13 protein-coding genes are annotated in these 14,031 nt (G+C 61.0%); 3 read left to right on the top strand and 10 right to left on the bottom strand.

Annotation, left to right across the window (positions count from 1 at the left end):
* Positions 1-5: 5 nt before the first annotated feature.
* From F8197_RS25540 to F8197_RS25570, 7 genes are all read right to left on the bottom strand, one after another.
* Positions 6-773: a hypothetical protein gene (locus F8197_RS25540; RefSeq protein WP_152884535.1), complete on the bottom strand. Its 768-nt coding sequence runs from the start codon at positions 771-773 to the stop codon at positions 6-8.
* Between the two features lie 55 nt (positions 774-828).
* Positions 829-1,590, bottom strand: coding sequence for a uroporphyrinogen-III C-methyltransferase (cobA, locus tag F8197_RS25545; RefSeq protein WP_152884536.1), 762 nt, complete (start codon positions 1,588-1,590; stop codon positions 829-831).
* Positions 1,591-1,755: 165 nt separating this feature from the next.
* Positions 1,756-3,075: a sulfate adenylyltransferase subunit 1 gene (locus F8197_RS25550; RefSeq protein WP_152884537.1), complete on the bottom strand. Its 1,320-nt coding sequence runs from the start codon at positions 3,073-3,075 to the stop codon at positions 1,756-1,758.
* Positions 3,075-4,007, bottom strand: coding sequence for a sulfate adenylyltransferase subunit CysD (cysD, locus tag F8197_RS25555; RefSeq protein ID WP_056139171.1), 933 nt, complete (start codon positions 4,005-4,007; stop codon positions 3,075-3,077). Before cysD ends, F8197_RS25550 begins: the two co-directional genes overlap by 1 nt.
* A 28-nt stretch (positions 4,008-4,035) precedes the next feature.
* Positions 4,036-4,755, bottom strand: a complete 720-nt coding sequence (locus tag F8197_RS25560) for a phosphoadenylyl-sulfate reductase (protein ID WP_152884539.1) — start codon at positions 4,753-4,755, stop codon at positions 4,036-4,038.
* A gap of 11 nt (positions 4,756-4,766) precedes the next feature.
* On the bottom strand, positions 4,767-5,330 hold the full coding sequence (locus F8197_RS25565) for a DUF934 domain-containing protein (RefSeq protein WP_152884540.1): 564 nt from the start codon (positions 5,328-5,330) through the stop codon (positions 4,767-4,769).
* Positions 5,323-7,017: a nitrite/sulfite reductase gene (locus tag F8197_RS25570; protein WP_152884542.1), complete on the bottom strand. Its 1,695-nt coding sequence runs from the start codon at positions 7,015-7,017 to the stop codon at positions 5,323-5,325. Before F8197_RS25570 ends, F8197_RS25565 begins: the two co-directional genes overlap by 8 nt.
* 143 nt (positions 7,018-7,160) lie before the next feature.
* Here F8197_RS25570 and F8197_RS25575 point away from each other — a divergent pair, with 143 nt between their 5' ends.
* The 3 genes from F8197_RS25575 to F8197_RS25585 all read left to right on the top strand — a co-directional run bounded on the left by F8197_RS25575 (position 7,161) and on the right by F8197_RS25585 (position 10,019).
* Entirely contained in the window at positions 7,161-8,102 is a 942-nt protein-coding gene (locus F8197_RS25575) for a CysB family HTH-type transcriptional regulator (RefSeq protein WP_019921913.1), read from the top strand.
* Positions 8,103-8,119: 17 nt separating this feature from the next.
* On the top strand, positions 8,120-8,773 hold the full coding sequence (locus F8197_RS25580) for a class I SAM-dependent methyltransferase (RefSeq protein ID WP_152884544.1): 654 nt from the start codon (positions 8,120-8,122) through the stop codon (positions 8,771-8,773).
* 187 nt (positions 8,774-8,960) lie between these two features.
* Positions 8,961-10,019, top strand: coding sequence for a porin (locus F8197_RS25585; RefSeq protein ID WP_056139181.1), 1,059 nt, complete (start codon positions 8,961-8,963; stop codon positions 10,017-10,019).
* Positions 10,020-10,025: 6 nt separating this feature from the next.
* Here the strand turns inward: F8197_RS25585 and F8197_RS25590 are convergent, their stop codons facing one another.
* The 3 genes from F8197_RS25590 to F8197_RS25600 all read right to left on the bottom strand — a co-directional run bounded on the left by F8197_RS25590 (position 10,026) and on the right by F8197_RS25600 (position 13,535).
* Positions 10,026-11,204 carry a PAS domain-containing sensor histidine kinase gene (locus tag F8197_RS25590; protein ID WP_152884546.1) on the bottom strand — a complete coding sequence of 393 codons (1,179 nt, stop codon included), beginning with the start codon at positions 11,202-11,204 and terminating at the stop codon, positions 10,026-10,028.
* A 109-nt stretch (positions 11,205-11,313) separates the two neighbouring features.
* The gene (locus tag F8197_RS25595; protein WP_019921917.1) at positions 11,314-12,078 is read right to left on the bottom strand and encodes a LytTR family DNA-binding domain-containing protein; all 765 of its coding nucleotides are present in this window, start codon (positions 12,076-12,078) and stop codon (positions 11,314-11,316) included.
* 74 nt (positions 12,079-12,152) lie between these two features.
* Positions 12,153-13,535 (bottom strand): sensor histidine kinase, encoded by a 1,383-nt coding sequence (locus F8197_RS25600; RefSeq protein WP_152884548.1) that lies wholly within the window; start codon positions 13,533-13,535, stop codon positions 12,153-12,155.
* Positions 13,536-14,031: the final 496 nt, after the last annotated feature.

Genomic DNA, 14,031 nt, shown 5'->3' on the forward strand with positions numbered 1-14,031 from the left:
TATCGTTAAATGAGTGCGGCGTTCTGCAATTCGACCATGGCGTCGAGCGTGGTGCCGGGGTGGGCGAATTCGGCCTCGATGCAGGCGCGCGCTTCGGCCGAAGTGATCAGCGCGGCGGCTTGCTGGCGCAGACGGTCGGCGGCGGGATGGTCGCCATAGCCTTCGAGCAGCTCCAGGATCAGCCGCACTTCGGTCATGTAGTTGTAGACGGTGGCCAGCAGCTCGGACATGCCGGCGTCGCCGAGCAGATCGAGCGTGGCCACGTGGGCGTTCACTTCGGCCGCATAGTCGCCCAGGTGGGCATCGGGATGCGGCAGGTAGGTGTGGGCCAGAGTGAAATCGCCGCAGGCCATCATCGACGGCAGCGCCGAGTTGGCGCATGCGCGGGCCAGGTCTGCTGGCAGGCGCTGGAATAGCTGGTATGTGTGCTGGGCATCACCAAGCTTGTCGTTGATGGCGCGGACGTCGTTGAACAGGTTCGCATTGGCATCGATGTCGGCGCCGGGATCGGGATTGGGATTGCCGCCATCAGCGGCCAGCAGCAGTGCGGCGTCGCGGTCGCGCAGGGCGACCAGTGCCTGGCGCGCGGGCAGGTGTTCTTCGGCCAGCTTGGCCCAGGCGTTGAGCACATACGACAGGCGCAGCGGCGCCACGTCCGAATCGCGTTCGGAGGTGGCATCGAATAACCAGATGTAGTCCTGCAGCGCGGCGTCGAACTGGCCGGCCGAGTGCGCGGTCCACGCACGGTCCAGGATGTCGTGAACATTATCCATTGCTGCCTCTGACACTGTTGGTAAGAATGGATATTCTATTACGTTTTTTGAGGAGTTACGCGCGGAGTTGCTGCTGTATTGCGTCGCTGATCCGGCTTTCAAGCTGCTGGTGGCTACGCGTTTGCATGGCATCGCCGATCATCACCAGCACCGGGCCATGTGCTTCGCCCAGGCCGTGGGCCATGGCAGCGATGGTCATGCGGCGGATATGCTGGTCGGCGCGACTGACGTTTTCGATCACCACCACCGGCGTATCGGGGCGCCGGCCGCCATCGAGCAGACGCCGGGCCGTGGCAATCGCCTCGCGCCCGCCCATGTACTGGACCAGGGTGTCGGAATCGGGTATCGCATCCTGCTCGCGTTCGTCCGGTGCGGTGGACGAGGTGAAGAACGCCACGCTGCGCGAGACGCCGCGCTTGGTCAGCGGCTGCTTGGTGGTGGCGGCGGCAGCCAGTGCGGTGGTAATGCCGGGGACGACTTCCACCTCGATACCGGCTTCCTCGAGCGCGCGCAGTTCTTCGTCGGCGCGGCCGAACAGCATCGGGTCGCCGCCCTTCAGGCGCACCACCACGGCGGCCTTGTAGGCATGATCGACCAGCTGCTTGTTGATGAACTGCTGGGCGCTGGAAAGCTGGCCGCAGCGTTTGCCGACCAGGATTTTCTCGGCTTGCGGGCACAGTTCCAGCATCTCGGCCGTGACCAGGGCGTCGTGCAGCACCACGTCGGCTTGCGCCAGCAGGCGCGCACCGCGCAGTGTCATGAGGTCCTGGGCGCCGGGGCCGGCGCCGATCAGGTAAACTTTTCCGAGAGTTGGCATAACAATAAATTCCTTGAATGGCTGCGCCGCAGCGGGCGGTTGAGGGGACCTCGAAAAACCGTAGCGAGCGGCTCGCTATCGCATTGAGTAGCGGAAGCGTACTTGCGTACGCTGAGCAACGGAGATGCGATAGCGGGTCGCGCAGTAGGTTTTGCGAGGCTCCCCTCAATCCGCCAGACGAATCATACCTGCTGCAACCGTCTGGTGGGTCACTTCATCGATCAGGATGAAGGCGCCGGTCGCGCGGATGTCGGCGTAGGCGTCGGCTGCCAGCGGCTGCTGCACGGTCAGACCGATGCGCGCGATGTCGTTCAGCTTCAGCCCGTCGGCATCGTGGCGCTGCTGGGTATTGATGTCCAACAGCGACTCGATTGCCGTAATCTTGGCCGACGTCTGCTTGGTGCCGTGCTTGATCCAGTACTTGCGGCGCTGGTCCAGCGGCTCGTCCGACATCCAGCACACGTCCGCCTTCAGGGTCTTGAGCAGGGTGGCCGGTTGGTCGGCGCCGGCCAGCAGGTCGCCGCGCGAGATGTCCAGGTATTCTTCCAGCAGCAGGGTCACCGACTGGCCCACCACGGCCGACTGGTGCGAGCCTTCCAGCGTGACGATGTCCTTGACGGTGGCGCTCTGGCCCGAAGGCTGTACCACCAGCTTGTCGCCGACCGATACTTTACCGGCTTCGATACGGCCCATGTAGCCGCGGAAGTCGTTGGCTTCGTGGCCGTTGTGGCGCGCCACCAGCTGCACCGGGAAGCGGAACGGCGCATCGTGCGACTCATCATAGACCGACAGCGATTCGAGCAGCTCGATCAGGGTAGGACCCTGGTACCACGCCAGCTTGTCGCTGCGATCGACCACGTTGTCGCCGGTCAGCGCCGACAATGGGATTGGCGTCACATCTTTCAGGCCTAGCGTGGCGGCGAATTCCTGGTAAGCCTTGACGATGCGGTCGTAGATCGCCTGGTCGTAGTTCACCAGGTCCATCTTGTTGACGGCCACGATTACGTGCTCGATCTGCAGCAGGTGGGCGATGGTCGAGTGGCGCTTGGTCTGGATCAGCAGATCGACGCCGCCATCCTCGCGCAGCTTCACTTTCGATACATCGACCAGGATGATCACGGCGTCCGCAGTGGAAGCGCCGGTCACCATGTTGCGCGTGTACTGCTCGTGGCCGGGGGTGTCGGCGATGATGAACTTGCGCTTGGGCGTGGCGAAGTAGCGGTAGGCCACGTCGATGGTGATGCCCTGTTCGCGTTCGGCTTCCAGGCCGTCGGTCAGCAGCGACAGGTCGACCGCGTCGCCCACGGTGCGCTTGTGCTTGGAGCGCGACATGGCGTCCAGCTGGTCGGCGAAGATGCCCTTGCTGTCGAACAGCAGGCGGCCGATCAGGGTGCTCTTGCCGTCATCGACGGAACCGGCGGTGATGAAGCGCAGCAGGCCGCGCTCCGACAAATTTTGAACAGTGTTGTCAGTCAGTGCGTTCATCAGAAGTATCCTGCTTTTTTACGTTTTTCCATTGATGCTTCGGAAGTCTGGTCGTCCATGCGGGTGGCGCCGCGCTCGGTCACTTGCGTCACTGCCGTCTCGGCGATGATGGCGTCCACCGTCGAGGCGTCCGACGATACCGGGCAGGTGCACGAGATATCGCCCACGGTGCGGAAGCGCACCACTTGCGTTTCCACGGTTTCGCCTTCGCGCGGCGGGGTCAGGTCGGTCAGTGGCACCAAGAGGCCGTTGCGCGGAATGACCTGGCGCTCGTGGGCGAAGTAGATCGGCGGCAGTTCCAGCTGTTCGCGGGCGATGTATTGCCACACATCGAGCTCGGTCCAGTTGGAGATCGGGAACACGCGCATATTCTCGCCCGGATGGACGCGGGTGTTATACAGGTCCCACAATTCCGGGCGCTGCGATTTCGGATCCCACTGGCCGAATTCGTCGCGGAACGAGAAGATGCGTTCCTTGGCGCGGGCTTTTTCTTCGTCGCGGCGGGCACCGCCGATGCAGGCATCGAAACCGTGTTCGGCGATGGTTTCCAGCAGCGTGACCGCTTGTGCGGCGTTGCGCGAATCGGTGGCCGGATTGCGCAGGCGCACCGTGCCCTTCTTGATCGATTCTTCGACCGAGCCGACGATCAGGCGCTCGCCCAGTTCGGCCACGCGCTTGTCGCGGAAGGTGATCACTTCCGGGAAGTTATGGCCGGTATCGACGTGCACCAGCGGGAACGGAAATTTGCCCGGGCGGAAAGCCTTTTCTGCGATGCGCAGCAAGACCACCGAGTCTTTACCACCCGAGAACAGCAGGGCAGGGTTGGAGCACTCGGCCGCCACTTCGCGCATGATGTGGATCGCTTCCGATTCCAGGGCGTCGAGGTGGCGCGCATTGACGTGCACGGCGTGGTTTTCAGCTAATGCGTTCATATGTTCTTTCTTGTTCGGCGGCCGAAACTCAGGCAGCCACGGATTTAATGCGTATCAGTTTGCCGTCTACCATGTGCAGTCCGCACTCCTTCGAGTCCGGGTTTTCCCACCACCAGCGGCCGGCGCGTACATCCTCGCCTGGCTGCACGGCGCGCGTGCACGGTGCGCAGCCGATCGATGGAAAGCCCTGGTCGTGCAGCGCGTTGTACGGCACGTCGTTGGCGCGGATGTAATTCCACACGTCTTCCTCCGACCAGTCGGCCAGCGGATTGAACTTGACCATGCCGTGCGCTGCATCGTCTTCCTGCACGTGCAGCTCGGCGCGGGTGGTCGATTGCGCGCGGCGTTGTCCCGTTATCCAGGCCTTGTTGCCGGCCAAGGCGCGGCCCAGCGGTTCGACCTTGCGAATACGGCAGCATTCGCGGCGCATCTCTACACTGTCGTAGAAGGCGTTCAGGCCGTTCTGCGCCACGTAGGCATCGACGGCTTCGGGCTGCGGCTTGTACAGCGCGATCTCGTAACCGTCGTAGCGGTCCTTGACCTTGTCCAGCATGTCCAGCGTTTCGGGATGCAGGCGCCCGGTTTCGAGCGAGAAGATGCCGATATCGAGTTTCGATTTCAGTATCAGGTCGGTCAGCACCATGTCTTCGGCGGCCAGGCTCGAAGCGAAAACGGCCGGGGAAAAATCGCTGGCGATGCGCGACAGCGTGGCGCTGCTGTCGGCAATGAGCTTGCTCAGATCACTCATGGCGGTTCCGATCAAGCGCCGGCGGCCAGGCGCGCGTGGCGGCGGAACAGCGGTACTTTCTGGTCCACGGAAGCCTGGTACGTCTCGGAGAAATCGGACAGGCCCTTGAGCGCGTCGTGCACGTCGCGGTCGGCGCGCACCACGTAGGCATCAAAGCCCACGCGGCTCATCTGGAACAGCTGGTCGCGCAGCACGTCGCCAATCGCGCGCAGCTCGCCGGTCCAGCCCAGGCGCAAGCGCAGGTTGTAGGCGATCGAGTAGCCACGGCCATCGGTAAATTTGGGGAAGTCCACGGCCACCAGGGCGAACTGCGACAGGTCGTCCTTGATCGCTTCCGGACGCTCGTCGCTGGCGATCCAGACGCCGATTTCGCCAGCGGCGGCGCGTGCGGCCAGCAGCTCGCGCTGCACCAGCCATACCGCTTGCGGCACGATGATGTGGCCTGCCGGGACACTGACGGTGGCCGGGTCGATGGCTGGCGCACCTTCCACCGGTTCGGCCAGGCGCAAGACCTGCCAGCCATCTTCGACAACTTCGCGGCCCTTGATGATCAGGTTTTTAACAGCGTCAGACATATTCATCCTCTCCTACCAGGCGACCACCTTTTTCGGCGATCGGCGTGGCGTACACAAATTGCTTGAACGGTGCCACGCCAAGGCGCTGTGCGCATTGGGCGAACGACTCGTCCTCGAAGCGCTCGCGCAGGTACACCTGCAGCAGGCGGTCGATCACTTCCGGCATCTGCTGCGCGGAGAACGACGGTCCGATGATCTTGCCGATGGCGGCGTTGTTGCCCTGCGCGCCGCCGATCGAGACCTGGTACCACTCGCTGCCGTCCTTGTCCACACCGAGCACGCCGATCGAACCGACGTGGTGGTGGCCGCAGGCGTTGATGCAGCCCGAGATATTGAGTTCGATCTCGCCGATATCGTGCTGGTAATCGATGTTCTCGAAGCGTTCAGTGATCGACGCGGCGATCGGGATCGACTTGGCGTTGGCCAGCGAGCAGAAGTCGCCGCCCGGGCAGCAGATGATATCGGTCAGCAGGCCGATATTCGGCGTGGCCAGCTGGTGCGCCTTGGCTTCCTGCCACAGCGCGTACAATTGCGACTGTTCGACATCGGCCAGCACCACGTTCTGCTCGTGGGTCACGCGCAGTTCGCCGAAGCTGTAGCGGTCGGCCAGGTCGGCCATGAAGTCCATCTGCTCGGCGGTGGCGTCGCCCGGCGGCACGCCAGGTTTTTTCAGCGACAGCACCACGGCCGCGTAACCGGGCTGCTTGTGCGGCTTGACGTTGCGCGCGACCCAGTTGGCGAACGCCTTGTTACCGGCTTGCGCGGCCACGACATCGCTGTCGTCGAGCTGTTGATAGGCCGGCGGCTGGAAGTAGTCGATAATGCGCTGCATTTCTTCCAGCGTCAGCGTCTCGGGACCGTCCTTGAGATCGGCCCATTCTTCTTCGACCTGGCGCGCGAATTCTTCGGCGCCGATGGCCTTGAGCAGGATCTTGATGCGGGCCTTGTATTTGTTGTCGCGGCGGCCGTACTGGTTGTACACGCGCATCACGGCTTCGGTATAGGTGAGCAGGTGCTGCCAAGGCAGGAAGTCGCGGATCACGCTGCCGATGATCGGCGTGCGGCCCATGCCGCCGCCGGCCATGAACTTGAAGCCGATCTCGCCGGCGTCGTTGCGCACCACGGTCAGGCCGATGTCATGGATGGCAATCGCCGCGCGGTCTTCCACGGCGCCGTTGATGGCGACCTTGAACTTGCGCGGCAAGGCGATGAACTCGGGGTGGAACGTGGACCACTGGCGCAGCACCTCGGCGTACGGACGCGGATCGATGATCTCGTCGGCGGCCACGCCGGCATACGGGTCGGACGTGGTGTTGCGGATGCAGTTGCCCGAGGTCTGGATGGCGTGCATTTCCACCGAAGCCAGGTCGGTCAGGATGTCCGGGGTCTGTTCGAGCTCCACCCAGTTGAACTGGATGTTCTGGCGCGTGGTGAAATGGCCATAGCCGCGGTCGTACTTGCGGGCGATATGGGCGAACATGCGCATCTGCTTCGACGCCAGCAGGCCGTAAGGCACGGCGATGCGCAGCATGTAGGCGTGGCGTTGCATGTACAAGCCGTTTTGCAGGCGCAGCGGCACGAACTCGGCTTCGGTCAGCTCATCGGCGAGGCGGCGACGTACCTGGTCGCGGTACTGTGCAATGCGTTCGCGCACGATAAGATGGTCGTATTGATCGTATTGATACATATTCTTCCTGGTTGGTCGCTTACTAGAATCCCCAAAGTAGCTGCAATAGTAATAAACTTCAGCCTTATTCCAAACGACTTAGTCTTTATTTGCTTATATAAGGATTGAGTATAAGCATGGACGTTAATTAAAGATCGGCAGAGATGAACCTTCACCAACTGCGCTTCGTGCGCGAAGCTGTACGCCAGAACTACAACCTGACCGACGCCGCCAAGGCGCTGTTTACCTCGCAGCCCGGCGTGTCCAAGGCGATTATCGAGCTCGAAGAAGAGTTGGGAGTGGACATTTTTACCCGGCATGGCAAGCGCATCCGTGGTCTGACCGAGCCGGGGCGGCTGGTGCTGTCGTCGGTGGAACTGATCATGCAGGAAATCGACAGCCTCAAGCGCATCGGCAAGGAGTACGCGGCCCAGGACAGCGGCAGCTTCACCATTGCCACCACCCACACCCAGGCCCGCTACACCTTGCCGAAGGTGGTGCAGGCCTTCATGGTCAAGTTCCCCAAGGTGCGGCTGTCTTTACTGCAAGGTAATCCGCAGCAGATCGCCGAGATGGTCCAGCGCGACCAGGCCGACCTGGCGATCGCCACCGAATCGATCGCCGGCATTAACGGTTTGATCACATTGCCATGTTATCAATGGGAGCACGTGCTGGTGGTCGCGCCCGACCATCCGCTGTTGCGTTACAAGGAAGTCACGCTGGAAGAAATTGCAGCGTACCCGATCATCACCTATGATGGCGCCTTTGCCGGCCGCAGCAAGATCGATCACGCTTTTGCGCTGCGCGGCCTGAAGCTCGACGTGTTGCTCGAGGCGATAGACGCCGACGTCATCAAGACCTATGTGGAGTTGGGCATGGGTATCGGCATCATCGCGGGCATGGCCTTCGACGCCGAACGCGACAAGAATCTGCGCGCGATTCCCGTAGGACACCTGTTTGGCATGAACGTTTCGCGCGTGGCCGTCAAGCAGGGCGCCTACCTGCGCAGCTATATATACACCTTTATCGAACTGCTGGCGCCCACGCTCAACCGCAAACTGGTGGAGCAAGCCATGAGTGGCGATAAAGAGCACTACGAACTGTAAAACGAGAAAGCACTCCCATGATTACCAATCAGTTGGCACAATTTTATGCCGTTAACGCCGACAATTACGACCAGGTCTATGCCCAGGAAGAGCGCTTCGACGATCTCGACGACCTGCAGGAAATGGTCGCCGAGATGTTCGAAGGCCACAAGGTGCTGGAACTGGCCTGCGGCACCGCGTACTGGACCGACCTGATCGCGGAAACCGCCGAGTCGGTCCACGCCACCGACCTGTTGCCGGAAATGATAGCCCTGGCCGAAACCCGTGGCCTCGACGAGGACGTGGTCACCTTCGGCATCATGGACGCGTTCAACCTGCCCGACGGCCTGGAAGGCAAGTACACCGCCGTGTTCGCCGCCGGCTTGTGGTCGCACGTGCGCCGCGAAGACCAGGAAAAATACCTGAAAGAGCTGCGCACCAAGCTGGGCAAGGAAGTGTTGCTGGTACTGCTGGACGAAACCTATGTCGATGGCAATTCGATGGTGTTTGCCCGCACCGATATGGAAGGCAATACCCACCAGATCCTCACCGCCGACGATGGCCAGCGCTACGAAATCATGAAGAATTACCTGACCGACAGCACGCTGCGCAAGCGCTTTGCCGCGTCCACCAAGCAGATTCGCATCGAGCGGCTCGAGTATTACTACCTGCTGTCCTGCCGCCTGAAGTAAGGCTTATTGCCCCCAAGAACAGCCGCCATGTGCGGCTGTTTTGCATTGTGGTTCGAAAACAACAGCTTGGCGATGTCACATTGTTGAAGTAATTGATAGGCATGATTCCGCCGGTACAAGCAAATCGTGCAGCACTCTTTCAACCTTCAGTAGAGATCTTCAAGTGAAAAAACTTACTCTGGCAGCAATGATCATCGGCGGCTTCGCAGCCCAAGCCCAAGCGCAATCGAACGTCACCATCTACGGTCTGGTTGACGTCGGTATGGTTTCCGAGCGCGGCGGTGCAGCCGGCAATGTGACCAAAGTGACCAGCGGTATCGGCGGCCAGTCGCGTCTGGGTTTCCGTGGTACCGAAGACCTGGGCAACGGCCTGTCGGCCATCTTCCAGCTGGAAGCCGGCCTGAAAGTGGACGACGGTACCCTGGACAACTCCAACAATGCGCTGTTCAACCGCGCCGCCATGGTCGGTCTGAAAAGCAAGGATGCCGGCACCCTGACCATCGGTCGTCAACAAACCATGCTGTACAACGCGTTGAGCCAGGTCGCCGACCCGTTTGGCGCCGGTTATGCCGGTAGCGCCAAGAACTTGTTCCCAACTTCGGGCAACCTGACCCGCGTCAGCAACTCGCTGATCTACACGACCCCGACCTTCTCGGGCTTCACCATCGACGGCCAGTACGCGCTGGGCGAGCAGGCTGGCAGCAGCGAAGCAGCGCGCCAGTTCGGCCTGGGCATGGCTTTCTCGCAAGGTCCGTTGAACGTGCGCGTGGTGTACAACAACCGCAACAACGACACCGTTGCCAACGGCGTCGTGACCGAGCGTGACACCGGCAAGAACACCCTGGTGGCCCTGAACTATGACTTCAAGGTGGTCAAGGCTTACTTCGCCTTCGGCGCCAACAAAGGCCTGAACAGCTCGCCGCTGCCAGTGGCCAATGCCTTCGGCTACCGCGTGGCCCCAACGGCCAGCCTGGAAAGCCGTGACATGCTGGTCGGCGCGCAAATCCCGGTCGGTGCTGGCACCATCATGACGTCGTACACCCGCAAGAACGACCGCACCGCCTTCAACCAGGACGCCGACCAGTTCGCAGTGGGTTACCTGTACGCGCTGTCGAAGCGTACCGGCGCCTACGCCAGCTACGCCAAGATCAAGAACAAGAACGGCGCCGGCTACACCGTTGGTAACAACAACGAGCCAGGCACCGGCGACAAGGCCTTCAACGTCGGTATCCGTCACTCGTTCTAAGCTGGTCTAGGGAGCGGCGCGCGGCGGCAGCGGCAGGCGGACCATAATCCGCGTACCGCCGTCGTTGAGGATGGAAATATCGCCGTGCAGCGCCCAGACCCGCTCGCGCATCCCGATCAGGCCATAGGACGATGCTTTGTCCATGTCCTGGGCGGCGATGCCGTGACCATCATCCTGGATGGAAATATCGAGCAAATCGTCGACGCGTCGCAATGACAGATCGACACGGCTGGCCTGCGCATGGCGCGTAATGTTGGTCAGCGCTTCCTGCACGATGCGGTAAATCGCTGTACTGTAGGCATCATCGAGTATCAATTCTTCTTCGTTCGCATGCAATCGGCAGGCAATGCCGTAGTGGGACACGAATTCTTGGCGCAGGCTTTCCAGCGCAAAATACAAACCACCTTCATCGAGTGCGCGCGGCCGCAGGTTGCTGGCGATGCGCCGCAGCGACGTGATTGCCGCCATGACCAGGTCATCCATGCCATCGAGCAGCTTGCGCGCCCCCGGTTCGCGCACCTGGCGTTGCAGCAGCGCCAGGTCCACCCGCAGCGTGGCCAGCAACTGGCCCAGGTCGTCGTGGAGTTCGCGGGCGATGTGCCTGCGTTCCTCCTCGCGGATGGTTTGCAGCGCGGCCGACAGCTCGCGCAGCTGCGTGGTGGACTGTGCCAGCTGTTCATGTACCTGCTTGCGCTCGGTAATGTCGCGCAAGATGATCGTATAGATCGGCTTGCCGCTCTCGTACAGCGATGAGATGGAACCTTCCAACGGCACGTGTTGACCGTCGCGGCGCACGCCGGTGACCGCGTAATCGCTGGCGCGGCGGCCCTTCATGCGCAGGTGGATGCCGGTGTCGCCGAAATAGTGGGAAGTGGCCATGTTGGCGCCGAGGCGCTGGTCGCGCGGGATGAACGCGTTGAGCGGCGCGCCCTGCATCTCGTCGATGGTCACACCAAACATGGCGGCTGCCGCAGGGTTGGCCTTCAGGATGGACTGGCGCTCGTCGGTGATGATAATGGCGTCGCTGGCGTGCTGGATGATGCCCCGGCTGCGGCGCCATGACTTGCTCCCGACCGGGTGCAACAATGGACGCAACAACGCACGCACCACAGGCTGCGCCAGCCACGCGGCGCCGGCAGCGGCGGTGATGGCGAGCAGGGAGCGGAGGTGGCCGGGTAGCTTCATGCAAAATCCCCAGCCGGAGAAGGGCGGCTGCATCTTGTACCTTAGGACAAGTGCGGGGCCACCCCTTGATGCGGCTCAAGCGCGCGCCTGCGCACTTGAGATCTGCCGTTTACATCTGTTTAAACAAATGCAGGAAGCTGCGGCTTACTTCCAGCTTGTCGGAGCGGCCCTTGATCATGACCAGGTGCCGGCCGCGAATGTCGCGCGTCACGCCTTCGATCGCATTGACATTGACCAGGGTGGCGCGGTGGATTTGCCAGAACAGCTTGGGGTCGAGTTCTTCGGCCAGGTCGCGCACCGGCTTGCGGATCAGCGCCTCGTAGCGCTCGGTCTGCACGCACGTGTATTTTTCGTCGGAACGGAAAAACAGGATTTCCTCGACCGGGATCATGCGCAGGTCCTGGCCGATGCTCGCCTGTATCCATTGCAGGTGCGATGGCTTTGGGGCGGAAATTTTCTCGGTCAGCTGCGACAGCAGCGCCGTCACGCTGGCGCTTACGTCCGGCGCGACCGGCTTGTTGAGGCGTTCCTTGAGGCGATCGACCGTGATTTTCAGCCGCTCCGGCTCGGACGGCTTGAGCACGTAATCGATGGCGCCGCGCTCGAACGCTTCGACCGCATAGGCATCGTAGGCGGTAACGAAGACGATATTGCTCTTGTTGCCAATCACGGTGGCCGCTTCCATGCCGGTCTTGCCGGGCATGCGGATGTCGAGAAACGTAAAGTCGGGCTTGAGCTGGTCCACCAGCTCGATTGCTTCATCGCCGTTCTTGGCTTCGCCCAGGATTTCAAGCTCGGGCCACACTTGTTCCAGGCGCATGCGCAGCTGGTCGCGCATCAGTCTTTCGTCATCGGCAATAATTGCGGTAGGCATCGTGTTTGCTGGCTAAGGTTTATCAAAAGGATAGTTGATCAATTATTCAACGAATTGCGCTCATGGTCAATTAATCAATGAGGCTTCTTTTCCAGCGTGGTCTTGGCCAGGGCATATGGCACCTCAATGGTGGCGATCACGCCGCTCGGGCTGTTGGCGGCGATCAGTAACTGGCCCTGCTCGCCATGCAGCAGTTTCAACCGTTCGCGGATGTTGGTCAGCCCCAGGCCAGTACCGTTGCTGGGCACGGCGCCAAAGCCCAAGCCCGTATCGGAGACAATCACGCGCAGCTTGTTGTGGGCCACTTCGGCGCGCACTTTCAGCACGCCGCCCTCGGGCTTCGCTTCCAGTCCGTGCTTGATGGCGTTTTCCACCATCGATTGCAGCATCATGGGCGGGAAGGCGGCGGTGCGCAGTCCGTCCGGCACATCGAACTCCACGATCAGGCGCTCTTCCATGCGCATTTTGAGCAGGTTCAGGTAAGCCTCCACCATGTCGGCTTCGCGGCCGAGGTTGGTGATCAGGGCGTTATCGCGCATTTGCGGCAGCACCGCGCGCAGATAGCGGATCAGGCTGCGCTGCATGGCCGAGGCGCGTGGCGGATCGGTTTCGATCAGGTGTTCGACCGAGGCCAGGGTGTTGAACAGGAAGTGCGGCTCTACTTGCGCCTGCATCATCTGCATCCGCGCTTCGGACAGCTGGCGCTGCATGGCTTCGCGTTCGGCGGTGGCGTTGGCGTTCTGGGTTTCCGCTTCCGCGCGCTTTTTGCTGCCCATCAGGGCCTTGATCCCGAATAATGCCAGCACCAGCAAGGTCACGAAACTCTTGAACCAGGTCGATGCCTGCACGTGGTAACGGGCCACTTTCTGCTCGGCGGCATCGTCCACTGCTTCTTCGATAGCGTTGGACAACTCCTCGCCGATTTGCGGCGGCAGTTCGATGTGGACTTCGTCGCCGGGCAGCGAGGGCAGGGAGGGGACGGCGGCAGCTTTGCCAGATTTGCCGGTGGTGGCCGGGGTAGCCGGGGTTGCCGGTGTGGCTGGTACTGCCGGCGGCGCTTCCGGCACTGTCGGCTCGGCCGCCTCAGCAGGCTCCACAGGTTCTACAGGCTCCGGAGGGACGGCGGCAGCATCGGGATGTTCCTCGACAGCCTTCTCGGCGTCCTTGTTGATGTTCTTGTTGCGGGGATTGAAGCGAATGCCGCTGTCGTCGATGACGATATTGCTTTCGCCGCTGCGACGCTTGGACTTGTCGCTGCGAACATTCTCCTGGATGACCGTATTGGAAGAAAACAGCTCGTCCTGCAGGATGGAGCCCGCTATCAGCATCAATATGGCAAACACCAGGAACTTCCACCAGGACAGTTGCGTTACCCAGGTAGCCACCGCATCGAAGGCACGGTGCAGCCAGGTGGCGACGGTTTTGACCGTTTCTTGGGTTTTTGGCAAAGGAAACATGTGCGGCTTTCACTGTCTGTATTTGATGATGCAACTGTAACGACCAGTGCCGCTTTGCGCCATGCCTGTGCGACAGGATGCAAGAAACAGGGGATGGGCCGTGTCGTAGAAATGTTTCTTGCCACGGCGCCCAGCGTTGGCTATAATTCGCCCCCTCGCAGAACACCGCATGCAAATGCAGAGTGAAGCGAGAAAAAAAGAAGGTTGACGAAATGCTGCAAACGCTTCATACTCTTCCTTCTCGCTGACAAACAAAACGATTTGTCAAGTGCGAAAGTAACACCGAATAAGTTCTTTAAAAATTAACAGTCGATAAGTGTGGACGTTTGATGAAAGTGCACACAGCGCTAGTCGCTGTGATACTTAACATATCAAATGTTCACAAGAAGTAATGAAATAGGCACTATGAAAATAGTGGCCTGTCAGTATTTTGAGTGAGCGACCCCTTAGCAATAAGGGTGCTACGAAAGTAGCAAATAAACAGAGATTAAACTGA

It is taken from the genome of Duganella sp. FT27W, assembly GCF_009295655.1.
Lineage (GTDB): Bacteria > Pseudomonadota > Gammaproteobacteria > Burkholderiales > Burkholderiaceae_D > Rugamonas > Rugamonas zoogloeoides.